The organism is Sphingopyxis sp. GW821-FHT12C06, assembly GCF_058807415.1.
Genome location: NZ_JBXAQR010000001.1, coordinates 1,069,021 through 1,092,850, shown reverse-complemented (window position 1 = coordinate 1,092,850; position 23,830 = coordinate 1,069,021). Strand labels below are relative to the sequence as shown.

Annotated in this window: 21 protein-coding genes; 11 read left to right on the top strand and 10 right to left on the bottom strand. The window is 64.1% G+C overall.

What is annotated here, in order from left to right; all coding sequences use genetic code 11:
- The first annotated feature begins 1 nt into the window (after position 1).
- From AC1RRJ_RS04885 to AC1RRJ_RS04875, 3 genes are read left to right on the top strand one after another with little or no spacing between them, the layout of a single operon-like run.
- Positions 2–1,633, top strand: a complete 1,632-nt coding sequence (locus AC1RRJ_RS04885) for a nitrite/sulfite reductase (protein ID WP_493120586.1) — start codon at positions 2–4, stop codon at positions 1,631–1,633.
- Positions 1,626–2,039: a DUF934 domain-containing protein gene (locus AC1RRJ_RS04880; protein ID WP_493120585.1), complete on the top strand. Its 414-nt coding sequence runs from the start codon at positions 1,626–1,628 to the stop codon at positions 2,037–2,039. The genes AC1RRJ_RS04885 and AC1RRJ_RS04880 overlap by 8 nt, the downstream gene beginning before the upstream one ends.
- Positions 2,032–2,823, top strand: coding sequence for a phosphoadenylyl-sulfate reductase (locus AC1RRJ_RS04875; protein ID WP_493120584.1), 792 nt, complete (start codon positions 2,032–2,034; stop codon positions 2,821–2,823). Before AC1RRJ_RS04880 ends, AC1RRJ_RS04875 begins: the two co-directional genes overlap by 8 nt.
- A gap of 37 nt (positions 2,824–2,860) precedes the next feature.
- Here the strand turns inward: AC1RRJ_RS04875 and AC1RRJ_RS04870 are convergent, their stop codons facing one another.
- Entirely contained in the window at positions 2,861–4,369 is a 1,509-nt protein-coding gene (locus tag AC1RRJ_RS04870) for a replicative DNA helicase (protein ID WP_493120718.1), read from the bottom strand.
- Between the two features lie 297 nt (positions 4,370–4,666).
- Here AC1RRJ_RS04870 and AC1RRJ_RS04865 point away from each other — a divergent pair, with 297 nt between their 5' ends.
- The 7 genes from AC1RRJ_RS04865 to AC1RRJ_RS04835 all read left to right on the top strand — a co-directional run bounded on the left by AC1RRJ_RS04865 (position 4,667) and on the right by AC1RRJ_RS04835 (position 9,599).
- A complete protein-coding gene (locus AC1RRJ_RS04865) occupies positions 4,667–5,164 on the top strand; it encodes a UPF0262 family protein (protein WP_088473879.1) in 498 nt (165 codons plus the stop codon).
- Positions 5,165–5,229: 65 nt separating this feature from the next.
- Positions 5,230–5,922 carry a glycoside hydrolase family 25 protein gene (locus AC1RRJ_RS04860; protein WP_493120583.1) on the top strand — a complete coding sequence of 231 codons (693 nt, stop codon included), beginning with the start codon at positions 5,230–5,232 and terminating at the stop codon, positions 5,920–5,922.
- On the top strand, positions 5,919–6,374 hold the full coding sequence (locus AC1RRJ_RS04855; protein ID WP_493120582.1) for a cytidine deaminase: 456 nt from the start codon (positions 5,919–5,921) through the stop codon (positions 6,372–6,374). Before AC1RRJ_RS04860 ends, AC1RRJ_RS04855 begins: the two co-directional genes overlap by 4 nt.
- Positions 6,375–6,412: 38 nt before the next feature.
- Positions 6,413–6,967: a dCTP deaminase gene (dcd, locus tag AC1RRJ_RS04850; RefSeq protein ID WP_088473882.1), complete on the top strand. Its 555-nt coding sequence runs from the start codon at positions 6,413–6,415 to the stop codon at positions 6,965–6,967.
- A 69-nt stretch (positions 6,968–7,036) separates the two neighbouring features.
- Entirely contained in the window at positions 7,037–7,549 is a 513-nt protein-coding gene (locus tag AC1RRJ_RS04845; RefSeq protein ID WP_493120581.1) for a DoxX family protein, read from the top strand.
- A gap of 72 nt (positions 7,550–7,621) precedes the next feature.
- On the top strand, positions 7,622–8,791 hold the full coding sequence (locus tag AC1RRJ_RS04840) for a saccharopine dehydrogenase family protein (RefSeq protein WP_493120580.1): 1,170 nt from the start codon (positions 7,622–7,624) through the stop codon (positions 8,789–8,791).
- 7 nt (positions 8,792–8,798) lie between these two features.
- Positions 8,799–9,599, top strand: a complete 801-nt coding sequence (locus AC1RRJ_RS04835) for an acyl-CoA thioesterase (RefSeq protein ID WP_493120579.1) — start codon at positions 8,799–8,801, stop codon at positions 9,597–9,599.
- Here AC1RRJ_RS04835 and AC1RRJ_RS04830 read toward each other — a convergent pair.
- From AC1RRJ_RS04830 to AC1RRJ_RS04790, 9 genes are all read right to left on the bottom strand, one after another.
- The gene (locus AC1RRJ_RS04830; RefSeq protein WP_493120578.1) at positions 9,590–10,930 is read right to left on the bottom strand and encodes a sensor histidine kinase; all 1,341 of its coding nucleotides are present in this window, start codon (positions 10,928–10,930) and stop codon (positions 9,590–9,592) included. The genes AC1RRJ_RS04835 and AC1RRJ_RS04830 overlap by 10 nt on opposite strands.
- On the bottom strand, positions 10,927–11,661 hold the full coding sequence (locus AC1RRJ_RS04825) for a response regulator (protein WP_493120577.1): 735 nt from the start codon (positions 11,659–11,661) through the stop codon (positions 10,927–10,929). Before AC1RRJ_RS04825 ends, AC1RRJ_RS04830 begins: the two co-directional genes overlap by 4 nt.
- A gap of 135 nt (positions 11,662–11,796) precedes the next feature.
- Complete coding sequence (locus tag AC1RRJ_RS04820; RefSeq protein ID WP_493120576.1) at positions 11,797–12,408, bottom strand: EF-hand domain-containing protein; 612 nt, start codon at positions 12,406–12,408, stop codon at positions 11,797–11,799.
- Positions 12,409–12,590: 182 nt separating this feature from the next.
- Positions 12,591–12,824, bottom strand: a complete 234-nt coding sequence (locus AC1RRJ_RS04815; protein ID WP_493120575.1) for a hypothetical protein — start codon at positions 12,822–12,824, stop codon at positions 12,591–12,593.
- Between the two features lie 250 nt (positions 12,825–13,074).
- A complete protein-coding gene (locus AC1RRJ_RS04810) occupies positions 13,075–14,691 on the bottom strand; it encodes a carboxylesterase/lipase family protein (RefSeq protein WP_493120574.1) in 1,617 nt (538 codons plus the stop codon).
- Between the two features lie 15 nt (positions 14,692–14,706).
- Positions 14,707–16,278 carry a carboxylesterase/lipase family protein gene (locus AC1RRJ_RS04805; protein ID WP_493120572.1) on the bottom strand — a complete coding sequence of 524 codons (1,572 nt, stop codon included), beginning with the start codon at positions 16,276–16,278 and terminating at the stop codon, positions 14,707–14,709.
- Positions 16,279–16,315: 37 nt separating this feature from the next.
- Complete coding sequence (locus tag AC1RRJ_RS04800; protein ID WP_493120571.1) at positions 16,316–18,016, bottom strand: alkaline phosphatase family protein; 1,701 nt, start codon at positions 18,014–18,016, stop codon at positions 16,316–16,318.
- 79 nt (positions 18,017–18,095) lie between these two features.
- On the bottom strand, positions 18,096–20,378 hold the full coding sequence (locus AC1RRJ_RS04795; RefSeq protein WP_493120570.1) for a TonB-dependent receptor: 2,283 nt from the start codon (positions 20,376–20,378) through the stop codon (positions 18,096–18,098).
- Positions 20,379–20,401: 23 nt separating this feature from the next.
- The gene (locus tag AC1RRJ_RS04790; RefSeq protein WP_493120569.1) at positions 20,402–22,612 is read right to left on the bottom strand and encodes a beta-glucosidase family protein; all 2,211 of its coding nucleotides are present in this window, start codon (positions 22,610–22,612) and stop codon (positions 20,402–20,404) included.
- A gap of 128 nt (positions 22,613–22,740) precedes the next feature.
- Between AC1RRJ_RS04790 and AC1RRJ_RS04785 the strand changes: the two genes are divergently transcribed.
- The gene (locus tag AC1RRJ_RS04785) at positions 22,741–23,772 is read left to right on the top strand and encodes a LacI family DNA-binding transcriptional regulator (protein WP_493120568.1); all 1,032 of its coding nucleotides are present in this window, start codon (positions 22,741–22,743) and stop codon (positions 23,770–23,772) included.
- Positions 23,773–23,830 lie beyond the last annotated feature (58 nt).

The following is a 23,830-nucleotide window of genomic DNA, read 5'->3' as shown; positions in this document are numbered from 1 at the left end:
CATGTATAAATATGACGAATATGACCATGCGATGGTCGATGCCCGTGTCGCCGAATTCAGCGACCAGGTCCGCCGCCGCCTCGCCGGCGAAATCACCGAGGACCAGTTCAAGCCGCTGCGGCTGATGAATGGCCTCTATCTCCAGCTTCACGCCTATATGCTGCGCGTCGCGGTGCCCTATGGCACGCTCGATAGCCGCCAGATGCACATGCTCGCACATATCGCGCGCAAGTACGACCGCGACTATGGTCATTTCACGACGCGCCAGAATATCCAGTATAACTGGATCAAGCTGGAGGATGCGCCCGCGATCCTCGCCGACCTCGCGTCGGTCGAGATGCACGCGATCCAGACGAGCGGCAATTGCATCCGCAACATCAGCTCGGACCAGTGGGCCGGCGCCGCTGCCGACGAAATCACCGATCCGCGTCCGTGGGCGGAGTTGCTGCGCCAATGGTCGAGCTTCCACCCCGAATTCAGCTATTTGCCGCGCAAGTTTAAGATCGCAGTGATCGCGGCCGAGGAAGATCGCGCCGCGATGCGCCTCCATGATATCGGCATCCAGCTCGTCGAGCGCGATGGCGTCCACGGCGCCGCCTTCTATGTCGGCGGCGGCATGGGCCGCACGCCCATGATCGCGCCGCTGATCAAGGAGTTCGTGCCGCTCGAGGATATGCTGAGCTATGCCGAGGCATGCCTGCGCGTTTACAATCGCTACGGCCGCCGCGACAATATCTACAAGGCGCGGATCAAAATTCTGATCCACGAGCTGGGCGCCGACGAATATCGCCGCCAGGTCGAGGAAGAATTTGCGCATGTGAAGTCGCTGGGCATCGACCCGCCGCGCGCCGAATTCGACCGCATCGCTGCGCAATTCGCGCCGCCGCCGTTCGACATGTCGGCACCCGACGCGATCGATCGCAGCGATCCCGACTTTGCGGTCTGGGTCGACCAGAATGTCGCGAAGCACAAGGTTCCCGGCCATGCGATCGTCAACATCAGCCTGAAACCCGTCGGCGGCATTCCCGGCGATGCGTCGTCGGCGCAGATCGACCTGATGGCCGACCTCGCCGAGAAGTACAGCCATGACGAGTTGCGCGTCACCCATGCGCAGAACATCGTGCTGCCGCACGTTCGCAAGGCCGATCTCTATGCCCTCTGGCAGGCGCTCGACGCCGCGGGCCTAGCGACGCCGAACCTCGACCTGATCAGCGACATCATCGCCTGCCCCGGTCTCGATTATTGCAGCCTCGCCAATGCGCGCTCGATCCCGGTCGCGCAGAAGATTGCCAAGCGCTTCGCCGATCCGGTGCGCCAGCGCGATCTGGGCGAGCTCAAGCTCAAGATTTCGGGCTGCATCAACGCCTGCGGGCATCACCACGCCGGCCATATCGGAATCCTTGGCGTCGATCGCAAAGGTACCGAAAACTACCAGCTGTCGCTCGGTGGATCGGGCGCCGAGGATGTGAGCCTCGGCACGATCACCGGCCCCGGGTTCGACGAGGATGGCGTGGTCGATGCGATCGAACGCGTCACCGACAAATATCTGGAAACACGCGCCGAAGGCGAACGCTTCGTCGACACCTTCCGCCGCGTCGGCATGGCCCCGTTCAAGGAGGCGATCTATGGTTGAGCATATCCACAGCGACGGCGAAGAACCCGCGGTCACCCTCGACGCCTTCCTCGAACAGTCGAACGCGACCGCGGTGCGGCTCGAATCCGATGAGGATGCGCGCGCGTTGATCCCCTTTCTCGACCGGCTCACACTGATCGAAATCGCCTTCCCCAAATTCCGCGACGGCCGCGGTTACTCGTCGGCGCGCATTTTGCGCGAGGCGGGCTACACGGGCGAAATGCGCGCGCAGGGTGACGTGCTCGTCGATCAGATCGCCTATTTGAAGCGCTGTGGCTTCGACAGCTTCGCGCCCGAAAAGTCGCTCAATCCCGCCGATGTCGAAGCCGCGCTGACGCGCTGGCCCGAACATTATCAGGGCGCCGCCGATGGCGCCGTGCCGATATGGAAATTGCGTCATGGCTAGCAAATCCGCACCCGAGGACCGCACCCGCGACACGATCGACGTGGCGCCGCGCTTCACGCAGGCCGACGTCATCCGTCTGAACAATCTCTTCCGCGGTCAGGACGCGGCAGAGGTGGTCGCGAGCGTCATCGGTGCGGGATTGCTCGGCGAAACCGGGATCGTGTCAAGCTTTGGCGCCGAAAGCGCGGTGCTGTTGCATCTCGTCGCGCAAACCGCGCCCGACATGCCGGTGCTGTTCCTCGACACGGGCAAGCATTTTCCCGAAACGCTCGCATATCGCGACGAACTGGCAGCGAAGCTGGGGCTCAACATCGTCAACCTCACCCCCGATCCCGACGATCTGGCGGCGAAGGACGCGACCGAGCTGCGCTGGTCGTACGACCCCGATGGCTGCTGCGAGATCCGCAAGGTCAAGCCGCTCGAAAAGGCGCTCGCCGATTTCGACACTTCGATCACCGGGCGCAAGGGATTTCAGTCGTCTACGCGGCAAGGCCTGGCACGCTTCGAACTCGACGGCAGCAGCGGCCGGCTGAAATTCAACCCGCTCGCCAACTGGACGCGCGAGCAGCTCGACGCCTATTTCGCCGAGCATGACCTGCCGCGCCATCCGCTGGAGGCCGAAGGCTATCCGTCGATCGGTTGCTCGCCGTGCACGTCGAAGGTCAAGCCGGGCGAAGACCCGCGCTCGGGCCGCTGGCGCGGATGGGACAAGACCGAATGCGGTATCCACGAAGAGGTCGTGACCCCGATCGACGACGATCCCGCGAACGACCCGGCGTTCTAGAGAAGTACACGAACGGCTTAGGGTCGGGCGTTAACCCTCACTCATAATCCTCGAACGCCTGACTGCCGTCGGCGAGATCGCTGAACTTCGTCGTCTTCGCCTCGAAGTGCAGGCGGACCTTGCCGATCGAGCCGTGGCGGGACTTGGCGATGATCACTTCGGCGAGGCCGAAGACGCGCTCCATCTCGGCCGCCCATTCTTCGTGCTGGGCGTGGATCTTGACATCGTCACCCTCGACGGGGCGCTTGGGCTCGCGCGAGCCGACATAATAATCCTCGCGAAACACGAAGATCACCATATCGGCGTCCTGCTCAATCGATCCCGATTCACGAAGATCGGACAGCATCGGCCTTTTGTCCTCGCGGCTTTCGACCGCACGGCTGAGCTGCGACAGCGCCATCACCGGAACATGAAGTTCCTTCGCCAGTGTCTTCAAACCACGCGAAATTTCCGAAATTTCCTGCACGCGATTGTCGCCGCTCTTCGACGAGCCCTGCAACAGCTGGAGGTAATCGATCACGATGAAGCCGATGCCATGGCGGCGTTGCAGCCGCCGCGCGCGGGTGCGCAGACCCGCGATCGTCAAGCCGGGCGTATCGTCGATGAACAAGGGCAGCGTCTGGAGCTGCTGCGCGGCGCGCGACAGTTGCTGGAACTGCTCCTTGCTGATCTTGCCCATGCGCAGCGCCTCGCCCGACACTCCCGATTGTTCGGCGAGGACGCGCGTCGCGAGCTGATCGGCGGACATTTCAAGGCTGAAGAAGGCGACCTTCGCACCCATATTCTTCTCGGGCGGGATGCCGTCGTCCTCGTCGCGGCGCCAGCGTTCGGCGGCGTTATACGCGATATTGGTCGCGAGCGAGGTCTTGCCCATACCGGGACGTCCCGCGAGGATCATGAGATCCGAATTGTGCATGCCGCCGATCTTGGCGTTCATGCTCGCGATACCGGTCGTAATACCCGACAAATGACCGCCCGAGTTGAGCGCGCGCTCGGCGGCTTGCAGCGCGGTCAAACTGGCCTGGCTGAAGCTTTTGACCGATCCCATTTCGGCCTCGCCCCCCGCGACGCGGTACAGCGCGGTTTCGGCTTCCTCGATCTGCGCCTGCGGATCGACCCGCTCACTGGTGTCGAGCGCATTGTCGACGAGCGTCCGCCCCACACCCGCCAGTTCGCGGAGCAGCGCAAGGTCGAAAATCTGCCGTGCGAAATCACGCGCGCCGATCAGGCCCGCGCCGCTGCCGGTGAGCTGTGCCAGATAGCCGACCCCGCCGACCGCCTTCATCGCCTCATCGGCGTCGAAATAGGGCTTGAGCGTGACCGGGGTGGCGATGCTGTTGCGCTCGATCAGCCCCATCGTGTGCTGGAAGATGCGGCCGTGCAGCGGCTCGAAAAAATGGTCGGGATGGAGCGCGACGGGCAGATCCTCGACGACTCGGTTGTCGATCAGGATCGCGCCCAGAAAGGCGGCCTCCGCCTCGATATTGCGCGGCAATTGGCGGTCGTCCCCGGCGGGGGACGTGGAAAGTCGAACAACATCAAGCATGCCGCCATCATGCGCCGAAGCGGCGGCAGGTGCAACCAGCCGGTGTGCCATGATGCCATATGCGGTTGCCGGGTGCGTCAACGCTGTGGAGCATCCTGTGGATAAGTTTTTGACCGCCCCAAGGCTACCTCCAATCCGTTCGTGCCGAGCTTGTCGAAGCACTGTCCTTTTTCGCGACGTGGCAAAAGAAAGAACGGCCCTTCGACAAGCTCAGGGCGAACGGACATTGGGGCGCAGGCTCGGCAAGGCGGAAGCCCCCTTGCCCTTCGTGACGGGCCAAGTAGAAGCACTGGCAGCATGGCCGACGCAGACCCCTCGAAACAACGGATCATTTCGGTCGAACTCGACGAGGGTTCGATCGTCTGGCGCAATCCCGATGTCGAACAGGAACGCCGCGTCGCGATCTTCGACCTGATCGAAGATAATAAATTCGTGCCGCAACGCGGGCATGAGGACGGCTATGCCGGACCCTATCGCTTGATGCTGCGTGTCGAGGAAGGCCGGTTGATCTTTGAAATCTCGCGCGAAGATGGCTCGCCGCTGGAGGCGATCATCCTCGGTCTCGGGCGCTTTCGCCGCCCGATCCGCGACTATTTCGCGATTTGCGACAGCTATTATCAGGCGATCAAGACGTCGACCGCGCAGCAGATCGAGACCGTCGATATGGCGCGGCGCGGGCTGCATAACGAGGCGGCCGAGATGCTGATGGACCGGCTCGACGGCAAGATCGCGGTCGATTTCGACACCGCCAGGCGATTGTTCACGCTCATCTGCGTCCTTCATATCAAGGGCTGAGGATGGCAACGGGGGCGATCAGAAACAAAGGCGCGGCGAAACGGAGCGGCGGCTGGAAAGAAGCCGTGGCGCAAGCGCTGCGGCGTCTCGGCGCCGCGCTGGTTCTGCTGCTCCTCGCCACCGGCCTCGCGCTCTGGTGGGCGGCACGCTGGACGCCGCCGCGCGAGATTTATCCGATTCAGGGCGTGACGATTGATGCCGGCAATGGCGCCGTTCGCTGGGGCTCGATCAAGGCCGCCGGCGCCGATTTCGCCTATGTGATGGCGACGCAGGGAACGCGCGGGATCGACCCGATGTATGCGCGCAACATCGCCGGCGCGCGCGAAGTCGGTGTGCGGACGGGCGCGATCCATCGCTATAACCTCTGTCAGCTCGCGACCGATCAGGCCGCCAATTTCATCCGCCATATCGCGCGCCGTCCCGATGCGTTGCCTGCGGTTGTGTGGCTTGATTTCGATGATCGTTGCCCCGACCGTCCGACGCGCGCGCTGATGCTCTCCGAACTCGCGACCTTCCTCGCGCAGATCGAGGCGCATATGGGCAAGCGCAGCCTGATCGCTCCCGGCCCGGCGTTCGAGGCCGAATATCGGGTGACGAGCGGCATCGCGCGTACGACCTGGCTCCGCCGCGATTTCTTCGAGGCCGATTATGGCGCCCACCCGTGGGCGATGTGGCAGGCGAATAACTATATCCGCCTGTCGGGCGCCGACGGCACCGTCGGCTGGAACGTGCTGCGCCCGCAAGGAGACACGCAATGACCGATGCCAACCGCGACGAACTGATCGCCGCCGCGCGCGATGCCGCGGCGCGCGCCTATGCCCCCTATTCGGGTTTCCACGTCGGCGCGGCGCTGTTGCTCAAAAATGGCGATGTCGTCACCGGCGCCAATGTCGAGAATGCGAGCTATGGCCTGACACTCTGCGCCGAAACCGCCGCAGTCGCGAAAATTGCGAACGAAGGCTGGATCGGCGAGCTTGCCGAAGTCGCGATCATCGGCGGGCGTCCCGACGGTGATGATCTGCTCGGCAGCGATCCGGTCAACCCGTGCGGCCGCTGCCGCCAGATACTGAACGAAGCCGCCGAGCGGTCGAAAACCGACATTCTGGTCCATTGCGCCTCGGGCGATGGACAGGCGGTGAAGAGCTACAAGCTCAGCGAGCTGCTTCCCGCGGCGTTCGGCCCCAAGGATCTGGGGCTGATCCACGACTGACCGCTTGCGCAATCGCGCTTGCCCCGACAAACAGCGGCATGGCCATTCTTTCCGATCGCTGGATTCGCGAAGCCGCCCAAACGCAGGGCATGATTGAACCGTTTGTCGAGGCGCAGCGCCGCGACGGGTGCATCAGTTACGGCCTCTCCTCTTATGGCTATGACGCCCGCGTCGCGCCCGAGTTCAAGATTTTTACCAACGTCGACAGCACGATCGTCGACCCCAAGGATTTCGATCCGAAGAATTTCGTCGATCGCGAAACCGATGTCTGCATCATCCCGCCGAACAGTTTTGCGCTGGCCCGCACGGTCGAATATTTCCGCATCCCGCGCGACGTGCTGGTGATCTGCCTTGGCAAATCGACCTATGCACGCTGCGGAATCATCGTGAACGTCACCCCGCTCGAACCCGGTTGGGAGGGGCATGTGACGCTGGAATTTTCCAACACCACCCCCCTGCCCGCCAAAATTTACGCCAATGAGGGCGCGTGCCAGTTCCTGTTCCTGAAGGGCAATGAGCCGTGCGAGGTCAGCTATGCCGACCGCGCGGGCAAATATATGGGGCAACAGGGCGTCACGCTGCCCAAGCTGTAACCCGGAACCTCCCGGCCCCCTGCGCGTCATAAAAGGACAAGCGCGGGGGCATTGAGTGGAGGATCACCCATGTCCATGCTTGCCGTCTTCATCGGGCGCCTGTTCATCGCCGTCATTTTCATCGTGTCGGGGATCAACAAGCTGATCCATGTTTCCGACACCAGCACGATGATTTCCGCCGCCAGCCTGCCCGGCGGGCTCGCCATTCCGACCGGGCTGTTCGAACTGATCGCGGGCGCCTGCATAGCGCTCGGTATTGCGACGCGGCTGGTATCGGTGTTGCTCGCAGGTTTTGTGCTGCTGACGATCCTCTTCTTTCATCGCGATTTCGCCGATCCGATGCAGGCGATGGCGGCCATGAAGAACCTCGCGATCGCGGGCGGCCTGCTCTGCCTGTTCGGCTATGGCAACACCCGCTGGAGCTATGATGCGCTGCGCCAGCGGCGGCGCGACGAACTGGCCGCGCATGATGCGGAGCAACGCGCCGCCAAAGCCGAGCTTCGCGCCGTACGCGCCGAGGGCAGCGCCGAAGCCGAGAGCGGCACGGTGATGGTGAAGAAGCGCCCCTTCTGGCGCCGCTGACGCTTCGCGCTTGGCATCGCTTTCAGCCTGCGCTAGCCTCAGGTTAACGTTTACGTAAAAGGGAGGGATGGCATGGCTACCCGCGAGTATGACATCATCATCTATGGCGCCACCGGCTTCACCGGCCGCCTGGTCGCCGAATATCTGGTCCAGCATTATGGCGACCGCACCGATGCGCCGAAATGGGCGATGGCGGGGCGTAGCGCCGACAAGCTCGCCGAAATCCGCGACCTGATCGGCGCGCCGAAGGACACCGCGTTGATCGTCGCCGATGCGAGCGATCCCGCGAGCCTCGATGCGATGGCGGCGCGCGCCAAAGTCATCCTGACCACCGTCGGGCCGTATCAGCTTTACGGCGCCCCGCTGGTCGCCGCCTGCGTACGCGCCGGCACGGCCTATGCCGATTTGTGCGGTGAACCCGGCTGGATGCGCGAGATGATCGACGAGCATCAGGACACCGCCAAGGCGTCGGGCGCGCGCATCACCTTCAGCTGCGGCTTCGATTCCATCCCCTTTGACCTTGGCGTCCATTTCCTGCAGGCCGAGGCGATCAAACGCCACGGCAAGCCCGCGCCGCGCGTCAAAGGCCGTGTCCGCAAAATGTCGGGCGGTGCGTCGGGCGGAACGATCGCGAGCCTGACCGAAACGCTGAAGGCCATTGCGAAAAAGCCTTCGCTCGCGCTGCTGCTCAAATCCAGCTTCGCGCTGACCCCCGGTTTCGAAGGGCCGTCGCAGCCGACCGGGCTGGTCCCCGAATATGACCCCGCGACCGGGACCTGGACCGCGCCCTTCGTCATGGCACCGATCAACACCAAAAATGTTCATCGCACCAACTATCTGCTCGGCCACGCGTGGGGCGAGGATCTGGTCTATGACGAGATGCTGGTGACGACGATCGGCGACGCCGGCAAGGCGATGGCCGAGGCGATCGCAAAAGCGAATCCGTTCGGCGAATCCAAGCTCCAGCCCGGCGAAGGCCCGAGCAAGGAAGAGCGCGAAAAGGGATTTTACGACGTGCTGTTCGTCGGCGAATATCCCGACGGCACCACGGTCCGCGCAAGCGTGAAGGGCGACCGTGACCCCGGCTATGGCTCGACGTCGAAGATGCTCGCCGAGACGGGAATCGCGCTGCTTGCGAACCAGGGCAACGGCGGGGTGTGGACCCCCGGCGCGCTGCTCGGGGACGCGCTGATTGCGCGGCTGACCGAACATGCCGGACTGACGTTCCAGATCGAGGATTGAGACCAGAATGACGACCTCCCCCAGCGCGCTCGACGCGCTGCTTTCGACGCTGCGCACCGAAGAGGGCGTGGCCAGGGCGCATATCGACGAAGGCTGGATGCAGGGCCGCACGGCTTATGGCGGGATCAGCTCGGCGGTTGCGCTTGCCGGCGCGATGGCGCTTCACCCGACCGAGACACCGCTGCGCTATGCGCAGATCAGCTTCATCGGTCCGGTCGGCGGCGATTGCACCGTCGAAACCCGGGTATTGCGGCAGTCGAAATCTTCGCTGTTCGTCGATGCCGGAGTGTCGAGCGACGCGGGCTTCGGCACCGCGGCAGTCTTTGCCTTTTCGGGCGACCGGACCAGCCATGTCGATCATAATCGCCTGACGATGCCCGAGGCGCCCGATCCCGAGACGCTGGCCCCGGTACCCGATCATCACGCCCGCCCGCCCTTCACGCGCCATTTCGACATGCGCCCGACGACGGGCCCGCGCTTCGCGTGGAAAAGCGACGTCGGCGAATATCTGACGTGGGTACGCTTCGTCGAGGAACCGGCGTGCCACCCTGCGGTCGCGCTGCTCGCGATGGGCGACGCGCTGCCCCCCGCCGCGATGGCGCTGTTCAGCGAGTTCGGGCCGATCAGTTCGATGAACTGGACGGTCAATATGCTGACCGACGCACCGCGGACCGACGACGGCTGGTGGCTGCTGTCAGCGAAGGCGGGCTATGCGCGCGGCGGCTTTTCGGTCCAGGACATGATGATCTGGAACCGCGCGGGCGAACCCGTGGTCAGCGGCAGTCAGGGGATCGCGATTTACGTCTGAGCCGCGAGCGGCAGCGAAATCACCGCGTCGAGCCCGCCACCTTCGCGGTTGGCGAGCGTCAGCGCGCCGCCCTCGCCCTCCGCAATGTCGCGCGCGATCGACAGCCCGAGCCCCGCACCACCGGTCGCGCGGTTGCGCGACTCCTCGCCGCGCGCGAAGGGTTCGATCAGCGTCCGGATCTGCTCTTCGGTCAGGCCCGGGCCGTCGTCGGACACGACAATCCGCGCCTGCCCGCCTGCGATCGCCACTGACAGGCGCGCGCGCAAACCATAGGCGACCGCATTGTCAGCCAGATTGCGCAGCGCGCGCTTGAGCAGCATTGGCCGCGCCATAATATCAACATCGGCGATCTCCGCGACCGCGACATCCTTGCCGCGCTCGCGGTAATCCGCGGCGAGTTCGCCGACCAGCGCGCGAAGCCCGACACGTTCCTGCGCCTCGGTCCCAGCGCCCGACCGCGCGAGCGCCAAAATGTCGGTGAGCATCGCGGTCATTTCCTCGATGCTCGCGATCATCTTGTCGCGCAGCACATCGTCATCGACCTGTTCGACCCGCACGCGCAGGCTGGCGAGCGGAGTGCGCAGGTCGTGGCCGACCGCGCCGAGCATCCGGTCCTTGTCCGACAGCATCGTCACGATCCGGCCGCGATAGGCGTTGAACGCGCTGATCAGGTCGCGGACGTCCGACGGCCCCTCTTCCTTCAGCGGCTGCGTATCGCGGATTGCCGGATTGCTCCGCACCGCGCGCGTCAGCTCGCGCAGCGGCCGCGCGACGCGCCAGGCGATCAGCATGATCGGGACGAGCAGGAGCAGGTAAAGCGACAACGTCTGCCACACCAGAAAGCCCTGCAATCCACCACCGCCGGCGGGCATACGGGTACGAACGACATAATAGCGACCATCGACGTCGGCCGACACCATCACGGTCCGCCCCGGATATTTGCCCCCTTTGGCGTGCGGCCGCTGGGGCAGTCCCCAGGCTTCGACCGTGCGCGGACGCAGATCGGCTTCGGCGAGCAGTCCCGAAACATAGTCGGCAAGATCCGGGAGCACCACGGCATGCGGCGGAACGCGCGGCGGATGATCGAGAACCCGGAAGCGCTGACCGCGTTCGCGCCCGTCGCGATGATCGGGTTCGACGGCGCCGCGCCGGTCGCGGTCGATCGCATCGACGATCCGCCCGACCGCCATGCCGCCACCATGCGCCAACATCTGCTGCTTCTGGCCGCGCGCCAGCATGGTAAAATTGATCGCCTGCGCGATGAACAGCATCACCGCGACAGCAAAGACCAGCTGACCGATCAGGCTTTTGGGCCACAGGCGGAGTTTCACGCGGCAGGCCCCATGCGCTTGACCTCACAGGCGAGCGTATAGCCGCCGCCCCACACGGTCTTCACGATATGGGGATGCGCGGGGTCATCCTCGATCTTCTTGCGCAGCCGGCTGACCAGATTGTCGATCGCGCGATCGAAAATATCGGCCTCGCGCCCGCGCACCAGATCGAGCAGGCGATCGCGGCTCATCACCTGACGCGGATGACGCACCAGCGCCTGAAGCAGGTGAAACTCCCCCGACGACAGCGCGACTTCATGCCCCGTCTCGTCGACCAGCACGCGCTCCACTTCGCGCAGCACCCAGCGGCCAAAGGCATAGCTTGTTCCCGTCGCGTCGATCGCACGGCCGCCTTGCTGCGTGCGGCGCAGCACGGTGCGGATGCGCGCGACCAGCTCGCGGGGATTGAAGGGTTTGACGACATAATCGTCGGCGCCGATTTCCAGCCCGACGATCCGTTCGGTATCCTCGGCGCGCGCGGTCAGCAGGATGACGGGAATGCTGCTGGTCTCGCGCAAATGACGGGTCAGCGACAATCCGTCTTCGCCGGGCATCATGATGTCGCTGACGACCAGATCGACGCTTTGCGCGCGCAGCACCGACCGCGCCTCGGCGGCGTTCGCTGCATCGGTGACGGCGAAACCCTGCGCGGTCAGATATTCGGCCAACGGTTCGCGGATCGACGGTTCGTCGTCGATCAGCAGGATCCGGGGCATGTCGCTATCGGTCATCGGTTGTCCGTCATTCAAGCAGGTTCGCCCACCGGCCAGGGGCCGATGGGCGATACCGTGCTGGCAGGGACCGGTAGCAAAGGCAATGCCGGGAGGGGGAAAGCCTGCCCATTGCCAACGGTCCGAACCAAAGGCTTAGCTGCTTGTCGGCGGAGCCGGCGGGGCGCCGCGCTTGCCGCGCATCGCCTGACGGGCGGCCTGACGTTCCTCGGCGGTCACCTGGCCATCCTTGTTCGCGTCCATGCGGTCGAAGCGGGCGAGCGACGAGGCGGCGAATTCAGCCTGACTGATCGCTTTGTCGCCGTTGGTGTCAGCCTTCATCCAGCCGCCGCCGTGACCGCCGCGCCTGCCATGATGGCCGCGCATCCCGTCACCGCGCTTGCCGTCGCGGGCTTGCCCTGCATCGGCACGTTTTTCGCCACGTTCGGCGCGCTTGGCGGCACGATCTGCGCTGTGCTGGTCCCATTCGGCCTTGCTGATGCTGCCGTCCTTGTTGGCATCGAACGCGGCGAAGCGCTTTGCCTGCATTTCGGCGCGCTGCGCGGCGCGATCGGTGGCGTCGATCTTGCCATCCTTGTTGGTATCCATCCGGGCGAACATCTGAGCCGCCGATGCCTGCGCCTCGGCGCGGGTCAGGACGCCATTGCCGTCGGCGTCGCCCATGTGGCGGTCGCCGCCGGGGGCGGCGAGAACGGGCACGGCGATCAAGGCGGCGCCCAGTATCAAAAGCGAAATCTTCGTTTTCACGTCATGAACTCCTGTCAAAGGACCCAAAGAGGTGGTCCCGATGACAGCGTTCTAGGCGTCACTTGTCCCAGCGACTTGCCGGATTTGCGGAAAATTGTCGCAAATTGTCGCAAAATCGGTGCTCCGTTCATGTCGCCGCAAGCAGCGCCAGACGGATGCACCGATCCTGCTTCTGCTACCCGCTACGGGCTGACAGGCGCATCGTCATTATCATCGTTATCGATGATGATGGCGGCCGTCACCCCGGCAACCAGGCCGGCCAGCCCGATGAGCCAGCTGGCGTTGCCGCCCAAATCATTTTCGTCGCTCGTCGCCGAAGTGGCGCGGACACCGCCAGACGCCGCCGAAGCGGCCACAGGCGCCGCGACCATCGAGATGGCGGCGAATGATATTGCGATACTCTTGAATCCGGACATGAAATCCTCCGTGCTGACGATCGGTTTGCGTGAACAGAAACGAACGTCTGCCTCGATTGATCCCGTCAGGAGGCGCCCATGCCCCCCATTCGACCGCTTATCTGCACGATCCACGGCGCCCGTGGCAAAGCGACACGTCAGCCCATTCTCGCTCGGCTGACGCGAAAGCAATCCCTCCCGGCTTGTTACTGGAAGGACCGACAGGCAAGTCAAAGCACCGCCACCGATCGGGCGGCGGGGCTTTGGCTGACTATTTTCGGCTGGCGTCCTCCGGCGCGGCGAAACTGCCCATGCCGAATATCGAACGCCCCGGCCCTTCGGGCATCGCATCGAGCAAAAGTTCGAGTTTCCCGCCCTGCGGACGATAGGGGCCAAATTGACCGCCCAACTCCATGACGCCCGGCTGCGCCCGGTCGAAACGCGGCCAGTTCGGCACACCGGCCCCGTTCGGGTTGCCGGACTTCGCGAAATTCGCCCAATAGGTAGACATATTATGCGCGATCGCCCGATCCTGGGCCGCGAAGCTGCGCCATGGTGAAGCCCCGAGCGCATTGAAGACATAGGGAATCTCGGCCGAGTGGAAGGCCCCGAACATCTCTGATGCCGGCCCCGGTTCGCTATGCGTGAAATAATAAGCGAAGAGCGGAGCGCGATGGGCCTTTGCCCAGTCGATCACCGACGCGAGGCCATAGAGGCGGGTCAGCCTCCGCGTCGCGGTGGTCGCCGCATCGTCGCTGTCGAGCACCTCGTCAGCCAGCAGGCTTTCGGCGCGCGGCTTTCCAAGGGCTCGCTCGACCTGTGCGGCTAGCGCTTGGGGCGTCGCCTTGAAATAATCGCCGTTCAGCACGCCTTCGTCGGCGTTCAGCCCAACCATGACGGGGACGGCCTTGCGCTTGCCCGACGCTTCGAGCACCGGAAGCTGGCCGGCCAGGATATGACCGTCGACAACCGGGCCCAGCAACGACATCTCACCGACGCGCGTGGTGCCGGCCAATGGTCCCTTCGCGAGAAGCGCCAAGACCTGATCGGCGGGAAGTCGCCGGAGGTCCGAAAGGCTGCGGACGGACGCGCGCGCCTGCAAATCGGCGCCGCGGCGAAAGCCGTCTTCCTGCGTCGGCAGGGGAGTCTCGATCACCCCGCTCTGCGCAATGGCTCGCGCAAAAAGGCCATCAGATTCGGACGATAGCAGCAGCATATGCACCGCCATCGCGCCCGCCGATTGGCCCGCGATCGTCACCTGTCGCGGATCGCCCCCGAACGCCGCCGCATTGCGCTGAACCCAGCGCAGCGATGCGATGATATCCTGCAATCCAAAATTCGCGCCGCCGCCCTTTTGGCCCGCCGCCTCGCGAAAACCCGCAAAACCGAACAGGCCCAGACGATAATTGACCGAAATGACGATCACGCCCTGTTTGGCCAGCTCGGTCCCGTCATAGATCGGCACCGAATTCGATCCCGACATGAAGGCCCCGCCGTGGATCCAGACCAGTATCGGGCGGGGTTTCGCGCCCTGCCCGGTTGGCGCCCAGACATTGGCGTAAAGGCAATCCTCCGAAACCGGCGACGGCGTCACATATTCCCTGGTCCACGGCCCGAAGCCGTCGGGGGTGACAAGCTGGACGCAGCCGGGCGCCTGGGTGGTCGCATCGCGGCGCCCTGTCCACGCGAGCGGGCGCCGGGGCGCCGCCCATCGCAGCTCACCCACCGGCGCCGCCGCATAGGGAACCCCCAGAAAGCGGGCGACACCGTCCTCGACCACGCCTTGCAGTTCGCCGCCTTCGACCTTCGCGACGCTATCCTGCGCCGTCGCCACGGGAGCGAGCGCCGCGACGGCGATCAGCGCGGCCCACGGCCGCCATCCTGTCATTGACCTCACCCTGTTCTATTGGGCCGCAGGCGCGGGAGTCCTGGCCGCCGTCACCAGATCGTCGACGAAATCGAGCCGGGCGGCAATCGGGTCGGGCTTTGCTTCCCGCGCACCATTCGCATCAAAGATCATGATGTTGTCGGCCGCCGGATCGAAGCGCGGCCAGGCCCCGCCTTTTGCCGAGGACGGCACGCCGCTCTTGGCGAAGTTGACCCAATATTCATGGACCAGCCGCGCCGCCGCACGGTCGTTGTCGGTCGTCTTTTCGCCGTGCCGCGCATCGACCGTGTCGAAAACAAACGGCAGTTCGGAGGCGTGCAAGGCGCCGGGCATGACGGCGCGCAGATAGTCGGGCACATAGCCGTAGCGATAGGTATAGACCGGCTGTCCCTTGGCCGCGATGATCCGGCTGACATGTCGCGCAGGTTCGAGGAACATCATGTCGGCCGAAACCGCGACGCCGATCCGCTTCGCATTCCTGTCACCAGCGGGGTCATAGACTTTCTCGGCATTCGCGCGGTCTGCCGCGACCGGCCGATAAGCCGTGTCGAGGTCTCCGCCAAAGAAGAAGCCGTCGGCGTCATTTGCGCCGATCACCATCGGCACCTTGGCGCCGTCACCCGCCGCATAGGCCTTGTCGATCGACGTGCGGACGATCTGGCCGTCGGCGAACATCGCGGTGAAATCGGTGGTGGTAAACAGCCCCATCAGATTGAGACCGTTCATCACGCTGTCAGCGGGCAAGGCGCGCAGCGCCGCCATCGCCCTGGCATCGTCACCCTCGACGCCCTTCGATTTGGCAAAGCCCGCACCGAGCGCTTCGACCTGGGCCATCGTGCGCAGCGGGCCCATGAGGTCGCGGCCGCCGCCCGACATTACCACCGCCTTGTCGAACAGGCCCTTGGCGAGCGGTGTCGTCGTGAGCGCGTGGACCGACATCCCGCCGGCGGATTCGCCGAAGATCGTGACATTGTCGGGATCGCCGCCGAAGGCCGCGATATTGGCCTGCACCCATTTCAGCGCGGCGATCTGATCGAGTACCCCATAATTGCCCTGCGGCGCGCCCGCCGCTTCGCGGGTCAGCCCGGGGTGGCCGAAGAAGCCGAAGCGACCGAGGCGATAGTTGAAGCTGACGAACACCACGCCATCCTCGGCGAATTTCGTCCCCGCATAGACCGGCGGCGAGCTGCCGCCGTTGACGAAGCCGCCGCCATATATCCACACCATGACCGGGCGCTTCTTTTTCGAAGCCTCCGCGGGTGCCCAGACATTGACGTAGAGGCAATCCTCCGCCGGTTTGACACCGAGCGGCGCGGCATCGGCCTTGAACGGGATTTGCATGCAGTCGGGGCCATATTGATCGGCGGCCTTCACGCCCTTCCAGCGCGGAACCGGCTGGGGCGCACGCCAGCGAAGGTCGCCGACGGGCGGTTGCGCGAAGGGAATGCCCTTGTAGGCCACGACCTTGCCTTCGGTAACGCCCTTCAGCGAGCCGTTCTTCGTCGCCACTGTCTGGGCACTCGCGGCGCCGGGCAGCGCCGCAATGAGCGCCAATGCCAAAATCGCCATGGAGTTCGCTTTTTTCATGCTTCCCATTCCTCTCGCACCATCGGGCCGTCGATTGTCACCGCCCGCAGTTGATTGATAGTTCCGGTATTTCGAGACATTGTCCGTCGACCGTATCGGTCGGCTTGATTCCGATCAGCGCGGCCAGCGTCGGCGCCAGATCGACAACCTCGATCGGCAGTGCGCGTTCCTGCGGCTGAGCCCCGGGTCGCCAGAGCAAAACGGGGACGCGGCGATTGAAATCGCTGGGCCCCGAATGCCCCATCATGAACAGGCCGGGCATCGGCGGCGCGGGGGTTTTGAGCGGATCGGTCATCAACAATATGTCGCCGCTGCGCTGGGGATAGAAGGACAGCGCCATGCGATCGCCGATCGATAGCAGGTCGGGCGATGTCCGCGGATCGACCTTGCGGGCCGCCAGAGCTTCGCCGGTCCACGCCCCGGCAATCCCCGGCAGTTCGATCGCGCGGGCAACCGCGGCATCGGCGATCCGGCGCTTCATCGCGGCATCGGCCAGTGTCTTGCCATCGCGGCCCATGATGCCGAGCTGGGTCGGATCGAAAAAGGCGGGACGCAGGGCATCCCAGTCGATGCCGACTGCCTTGCGAACCGAGGCGTTCAACTCTGCGAGAAACGCCCCGCCATCCAGCCGCCCCGTATCGGTGTAACCACGCAGCGCCAGACGTTCGGGCATATCGCCGCCGCCATGATCGGCAGTCAGCGCAACCACGAACGGGATGCGCAGCGCCTCGACACGCTTGATCAGCCGCCCGATCTGTTCATCGATGCGCGCCATCTGGTCGCACATCTCGGGCCCCTGTGTGCCATAGGCGTGGCCGACGAGATCGGTTCCCGACAGGCCGACAGCCAGAAGGTCGGTCGATGCCGAGCGCCCGAGCTTTTCACTGTCGATCAGGCTGAGCGCCGCGTCGACCGTGATGCTGTCATAAGCATAAGGCGCCAGCGCCCGCCCTGAGGCGGCGGCGGGCATGCCCGGGACCGCAGTCGGAGCGTCGGGGGGAAGATGTGCGTGCAGCGTCTTGCCGCCAGCGAGCGGAATATTCGCTTCGCGCAGACGACAATCCTTGCGGAGATAGGTCCATTCGGCCGGCGGTGCGGCGAGCTGGCGCGCGAGCCTTGTATTGAGAGCGGCAAGCGGCGATAGCCGGCGCGTCGCATCCTCGACCGTGGTGCCCCAGCTGTCGAAACCCTTTTTGCCATCGAACCAGAAGGCCCCGTCGGGTTTATGGCCACCCATCATGATCGCCGAGCGATCCTTGCCCGCGACCGAAAAGACGCGGCTCGACGGCGCCGCCGCCTTCAGCCAGTCACCGAGCGTCGAGACTTCGAGCAGTCCTGGCCCGACCCCCAGCTTGCGCGTGGCAAGCGCCGCGATATGGACGCCGTCGTCGGTGCAGTAGCGATTGACCGAGCCGGCCTGGTCGAACCATTGGTTGGCGATGATCCCGGTCGCGTTGGGATGACGCCCGCTGGCGATGACCGCATGGCCGGCGCAGGTTTCGGTGACGCCATGCGCGTGAAAGGCATTGGAGTAGACAATCCCTTGCGCCAGTTGCTTCAGCCCGGCCTGATATTGGCCACGAAAGCTGTTGAACAAATCGGCCGAGAACTGGTCGACCGAAATCAGGATGACCAGTTTGGGCGGCGCGGCTTCGGTCTTGTCCCGGGCCGCCGCCGGCGCCATGCCCGCCGCCGCCAGCATGCTCGCCCCTGCCATCGCCTTGATCACACGCCGCATCAAACACCCTCCTTGCGAAACCGGGAGGCCGGACCGTCGCGGTACGACATGCCCTGCCCCCCGACCCCGCCCCCAAACTCTAGAACCGGCCTTCGAGCGACAACCCGATCGTCCGGAACGAGTTCAACCCGAACATATGATAATAATCGCCGCGCGCCTGCGAGTTTGAATTGATGAACGTCGGTTGGCGTTTGTCGAAGCAGTTCCGGCAGAACAATGTCATCTTCAGCCCGTCCTGCAAGTCCTTCAGACCAATACTGCCATCGAAAAGCGTATAACCCGGAAGAACGGTATTGGGATCTTCGTTGGAACTGAAGTTCGACTTGGTCCGGGCATAGACCGCACCTTGCAGGAAAATCGCCAGACTTTCGCTGACCGGCGTTTCATAGCGGCCGGTCAGGCTGCCCGTCCATTTGGGCGCATTGGGTAGGCGGTTGCCCGTGGAATCGGTCGTGCCGTTCGGGCGGCAAACCGGCTGGAACGGATAGCATTTGTCGAACTGGAAATCGGAGAAGAAGGCATCGGCATAGCTGACGCCCAGATTGAAGCTCAAGCCCTCAGCGGGCAGCACCGACGCCTCGACTTCAAACCCGCGCGATTTCAGCGAACCCGCATTGAGCAGGATATAGCCGTTCGTAACGGCGTCGAATGCCTGCGCCTGAAAATTCCTGAATTTCGAGGTGTAGGCTGAAATGTTCAGGATCAAATGCCGGTCGAACAGCATCGACTTGACGCCCGCTTCATAGGATGTCGGAATTTCGGACTCGACCAGCTGCGCCCTGGGGTCGATTGAAACGTTGAAGCCCGGTCCCTTGTATCCGCGTGCAACCGACGCATAGGCCATGATGTCATCGGTCAGGTCATATTGGCCACCGATACGCCACGAGAAATTCTTCTCGCTGGTCTCCTGATTGCGCGAACCGAGGATGCTGCCGGGAAGCGCGACCACATAACCAACCTTGTCGGCGACCGCTTGCAGTTTCAATTTGTCATAAGTGTAGCGGCCACCAAAGGTCAGGCGAGCACGATCGCTGAGGTTCAGCGTCGCTTGTCCAAAGCCGGCGTAGCTTTTCGTCTGCATCGCACCGGCTTGATTGACGCCAACCAGGGCGACAAAACCAGGCGGCGGCGGAGGCGGCGGAAAGAGGGGGGAACCGGCCCCAGCGACGGACACGACCGTGTCGCTGTCCGAACTGTAATAATAGAGTCCAAGCTGATATTCGAAGAATTGGCCGAGCGGTGAAGCGAGACGCAACTCCTGGGTGAACTGGCTGGCGTCGCTCAGCTGGTGGTTCGTATCGGCCAGATTGATCCGGTGCTTGTCGGTGTCGAAGAGATTGTCCGCCTTGAACTTGCGCCACGCCGTAATGCTGGCCAGCGTGTGACCGTCCGAAAATTCATAGTCGATGTTCGCCTGTACGCCGCCGACGTCAAAACTCGCCACCGTCGGGCCGCCATAGCTGGAATAGAGATTGTCCGGGTTGGCGACGATGCCGAGCTGCGTATTTTCCAGCGCGAACGGGCTGGTCGGCCGGACGATACGATCGGCGCTGCCGCCCGATCCGACACCCGACGAATGGGCATAGTCCCCCGCGATCATGATGCTGAGGGCCGATGTCGGCTCCCAGAGCAATTTGGCGCGAAGGCTGGTCTGATCCTGACCATATTGACTGCCCGGGACGATGATCAGATTTTTGATAATCGGGTCGGTGTGGGTTTGCGAGGCACTGACGCGCAGCGCCACAGTCTCGCCGACCGGAACGTTGACGATCCCCTGCAGGCGATAGAGCAACCCTTCTTCGGGCACCTCCATCTGGGCGATTTCGCCCATCAGCTGGCCTTCGAATTTGCCGAGCACGGGGCGCGTCGTCGTGATGTTGACGAGGCCGGCCGATGCATTCTTCCCGAACAACATGCCTTGCGGCCCGTTGAGGACTTCGATCTGCGCCACGTCGAGATAGTTCATGAATCCAAATGACGGGCTGCCCATCACGACGCCGTCGATGACCGAGGTCACGCTCGATTCGATCGAGTTGGCGAAGCTCAGCGTGCCGACGCCGCGGATCGAAAAGTTCGATGCGCCAAGCGCAGCGTTGAAGCTTTTGATCTGAAGGCTCGGTGCGACGAGTTGCAACTGCGACGGATCGAAAATCTGGCGCGCCGCCAACTGATCGGCGTTGACGACGGTTGCCGAAATCGGAACCTTCTGAAGATTTTCGGCCCGCTTTTGCGCCGTCACGATGATCTCGCCGAAACCGCCGCCATCGGTGGTCCCGTCGGTCGCCGCATCCTGCGCTTGAGCCTGTGTCGCAAGCACCAGCACCGCCGCCAATGCCGTCGCCGAAGTCAAAATCCTTCTCATCTCCGTCCCCCTGATTTGATTGACTATTTCACGTAATTCCAGATCCTTTGGGTGAGCTGGACGCCCACCTCTTCCAAAAGCTCGTCCGACGACGCGCCGAGCGCAAAGCGATAGGAGCCGCCGGAAACTTTCCAGCCTTCCGGCGTCCATTCGGCGAGCAGGCGCGGGTCGATCGGCACTTCGACGCTGCGCGCCTCGCCGGGTTTCAGGTCGACGCGGGAAAAGGCCACAAGACGCCGCGTTTTCCCTTGCGGCGTTTCGACCAGATAGACTTGCCCGACATCGGCGCCGTCGCGGGCGCCGCTGTTACGCAGCGTGAAGGACGCCTTCGGCGCGGTGCCGCCCGTCACCGCAAGGCCCGACCGTTCGAAGCTGGTGTAACTGAGGCCATATCCGAAGGGATAAAGCGGCTTTTCACCCTTGCGCGCGAACCAGCGATAACCGACGTCGGCGCCTTCGATATTATAGTCGATGTCGAGCGTCTGGCCCGGCTTGCCATGACCCGCAAAATCGGGTTCGACCGTTTCCACGCCGGGAAGAGCCGGGCGCGGCAATTGTGCGATCGAGGCAGGGAAAGTCACGGGCAGACGGCCCGACGGATTGACGTCGCCGAACAGGACCGCCGCAATCGCTTCGCCGCCGCGCGCGCCGGGATACCAGGCCTCGAGGATCGCCCCGACATTGTCGCGCCACGGCATCGCCACGGGGCCGCCGGTTTCCAGCACGACGACGACATTGGGGTTCGCCTTTGCCACCGCCGCGATGACATTGTCCTGCCCGTTCGGCAGCGACAGGTCGGGTACGTCGAGCCCCTCGGTCATCCACTGGGTCACGAAGACGATGACGAGATCGGCATTTTTGGCCGCAGTCGCCGCATCGGCCGGATAGCGACCGTCGCGATAGATGACCTCGGCCTTCGGCGCCCGCGCGCGAATGGCCTTAACCGGCGAGGAGCGATGGAAATTCTGCGCCATGATCGGCGCAAACATGCCCTCCGCCACGACCGGAAGCGAAACCACCGGTCCGCCCTCACCCTGCGCCTGCGACGACCCGCCGCCCGAAAGAACCCCGGCGTCGGCATAGCCGCCGACCACGAGAATCCGGTTGGCAGACGCAGCGAGCGGGAGGATGTCGCCGCGGTTCTGGAGCAGCACCATCCCCTTTTCGGCGATCCGCTGCGCGACGGCACCGCCGGCGGCGAAGTCGATCGGCGCGCGCTTCGGCGGATTGGTGTCGACGCCCACGGCATAGATCGACCGCAGGACGCGCCGGTTCATGTCGGCAATCTGATCACGGTAGCGCTTGTTCCCGGCGGCGGCTTCGATCAGCGGCTTGCCGAAATGCTGCGCGCCGTCGAGTTGCCAGCCCGATTGCTGGTCGAGACCGTTCAGCGCGAAACCGGTGCTCCGAACCGCGCCCCAGTCGGACATCACCCAGCCCTTATAGCCCCAATCGCGCTTCAATACGCCGTTGAGCAGCGTGTCGTTGCCGCACGCCTGTGCCCCATTCACGCGGTTATAGGCGCACATGATCGAGCCCGGCTGGCCCTGTTCGATCGCGATTTCAAAGGCAAGCAGATCGCTCATCCGATGCGCACCGTCACCGATGATCGCGTTGTGAAATTGCCGTCCCGTCTCGGTCGGGTTGAGCGAGAAATGCTTGATCGTCGAGATGACGTGGCGCGACTGGATCCCCGCCACCGCCGCGCCGCCGAGCAAGCCCGAATGGAGCGGATCCTCGCCCAGATATTCAAAGGCCCGGCCCCCGCGCGGGTCGCGAACCAGATTGATCCCGCCCGCAAGCAGGACATTAAAGCCCTTGGCATGCGCCTCGCCGGCGATCAGCGCGCCACCTTCGCGCATCAGGTCCGGGCTCCAGGTCGAGCCCATGGCGAGCCCCGACGGCAGCGCGGTTGCGCCATCGCGCCGCATACCGCCGATATAGGAGATGCCGAGGCTGGCATCGGTTTCGGTCAGCGCGGGCACCCCGAGCCGTTCGATCCCCGCAATATAGCCCGCCCCGAACGGAACGCCTTCGGGCACCGTGGTGCCTTCCATCGGAAAGGCCATAATCCCGCTGAGCAGGCGCACCCGTTCGTCACCGGCCAAGGCCGCCTCGGTGGCGGCGGCTTTGCGATCGGCCGCGCTGCCCAAATCGGAAGGCGCGGTTTCGCTGGCGTGCGCTCCGGCGGAATGCGCGGCAAGCAATGCCGCACAACAAAGCAACGACCTCAATGGCCCTCTCCCTATTTTCTTTTTTGTCGAATCGGAGCCTATCCAAATATGACAGCGCTGCCAAACGAAAAATGGCAGCGCTGTCATTGACTGGACGAAGCGCCCGTTTCTGGCCTAAACTTCGATGGATGGAAAAGTCGAACCCCGCTTCGCAAAAACGTCCGGTTACCCTCGCCGATGTGGCGATGCTGGCTGGCGCCTCTTCCAAAACCGTGTCGCGGGTGGTCAATCGGGATCCGAATGTCAGCCCGGCAATGCGGCAGCGGGTCGAGGCCGCCATTCGCGAAACGGGTTATCAGGTCAATCAGGCTGCGCGCGCGCTGGCCGCATCGCGATCCTATTTGATTGGCGCCTTCCTGCCGAATATTGCGTCCTTCTATCAAGGCGAGATTCTGCGCGGCGCGGTCAACGCCTGCCGCCAGCACGGCTATCATCTGGTGGTCGAGGAAGTGGACATCAGCGCCCCGACCGTGATTGATTCCTATACAAACGGCCTGCGCGGCGCGCGCTGCGACGCCCTGCTTCTGGCACCGCCGGTGTGCGACGACGAGGCCTTGCTCGACGCACTCGACCGGGATGGCGTCCGCTATGTTCGCATTTCCCCCGCAAAACAGCCCGGGCGTTCGACCGCACTGTTCGCGGACGACCGCTCGGGAGTAGAGCAGCTTGTTCGCCATTTGTGGGATCGCGGGCGCCGGCGCTTCGCACTGATCGCGGGGCCAGACGATCACGCCTCCGCCGCGATTCGCGAATCGGCATTTGTCGACACGGTGGAAAGCCTGGGGGGCAGCATTGACGCCATCCAGCGCCTCCAGCCCGATTGGTCGGGACCGCTGGCGGAGGTCGGGCGCGACGCCGCCTTGGCGCTGCTGGCGAACCCCGCCGAGCGCCCCGACGCGTTGTTCGCATTCAACGACGAAGCGGCGATCGGGGCGATGGCCGGCGCGCGCGACCTCGGGCTATCCATCCCTGACGATATTTCCATCGTCGGCTTTGATGACAGCTATGTCGCCCAACTCGCATGGCCCCAGCTGACGACCATTCATCAACCGATCGCGGACATCGCCATGAAGGCGATTCAGATCATATCCGAACAGGGCGACCAGACGGGTGACCCGGCATATCTGCCAACCCATCTCGTCATTCGAGCCAGCAGCTAGGCGAGGCAAGGCGAATCCATCCGCGATCGCCGCAAAGCCTCAAACGCCAAATAATCCG

Bases quoted from the DNA above. Each gene is read 5' to 3' on its own strand.
- AC1RRJ_RS04810 (WP_493120574.1), bottom strand. From the start codon at position 14,691: ATGACAGGATGGCGGCCGTGGGCCGCGCTGATCGCCGTCGCGGCGCTC.
- AC1RRJ_RS04825 (WP_493120577.1), bottom strand. From the start codon at position 11,661: ATGACCGATAGCGACATGCCCCGGATCCTGCTGATCGACGACGAACCG.
- AC1RRJ_RS04880 (WP_493120585.1), top strand. From the start codon at position 1,626: ATGGTTGAGCATATCCACAGCGACGGCGAAGAACCCGCGGTCACCCTC.
- AC1RRJ_RS04835 (WP_493120579.1), top strand. From the start codon at position 8,799: ATGACGACCTCCCCCAGCGCGCTCGACGCGCTGCTTTCGACGCTGCGC.
- AC1RRJ_RS04855 (WP_493120582.1), top strand. From the start codon at position 5,919: ATGACCGATGCCAACCGCGACGAACTGATCGCCGCCGCGCGCGATGCC.
- AC1RRJ_RS04785 (WP_493120568.1), top strand. From the start codon at position 22,741: ATGGAAAAGTCGAACCCCGCTTCGCAAAAACGTCCGGTTACCCTCGCC.
- AC1RRJ_RS04870 (WP_493120718.1), bottom strand. From the start codon at position 4,369: ATGCTTGATGTTGTTCGACTTTCCACGTCCCCCGCCGGGGACGACCGC.
- AC1RRJ_RS04845 (WP_493120581.1), top strand. From the start codon at position 7,037: ATGTCCATGCTTGCCGTCTTCATCGGGCGCCTGTTCATCGCCGTCATT.
- AC1RRJ_RS04795 (WP_493120570.1), bottom strand. From the start codon at position 20,378: ATGAGAAGGATTTTGACTTCGGCGACGGCATTGGCGGCGGTGCTGGTG.
- dcd (WP_088473882.1), top strand. From the start codon at position 6,413: ATGGCCATTCTTTCCGATCGCTGGATTCGCGAAGCCGCCCAAACGCAG.
- AC1RRJ_RS04805 (WP_493120572.1), bottom strand. From the start codon at position 16,278: ATGAAAAAAGCGAACTCCATGGCGATTTTGGCATTGGCGCTCATTGCG.
- AC1RRJ_RS04840 (WP_493120580.1), top strand. From the start codon at position 7,622: ATGGCTACCCGCGAGTATGACATCATCATCTATGGCGCCACCGGCTTC.
- AC1RRJ_RS04800 (WP_493120571.1), bottom strand. From the start codon at position 18,016: ATGCGGCGTGTGATCAAGGCGATGGCAGGGGCGAGCATGCTGGCGGCG.
- AC1RRJ_RS04875 (WP_493120584.1), top strand. From the start codon at position 2,032: ATGGCTAGCAAATCCGCACCCGAGGACCGCACCCGCGACACGATCGAC.
- AC1RRJ_RS04815 (WP_493120575.1), bottom strand. From the start codon at position 12,824: ATGTCCGGATTCAAGAGTATCGCAATATCATTCGCCGCCATCTCGATG.
- AC1RRJ_RS04885 (WP_493120586.1), top strand. From the start codon at position 2: ATGTATAAATATGACGAATATGACCATGCGATGGTCGATGCCCGTGTC.
- AC1RRJ_RS04865 (WP_088473879.1), top strand. From the start codon at position 4,667: ATGGCCGACGCAGACCCCTCGAAACAACGGATCATTTCGGTCGAACTC.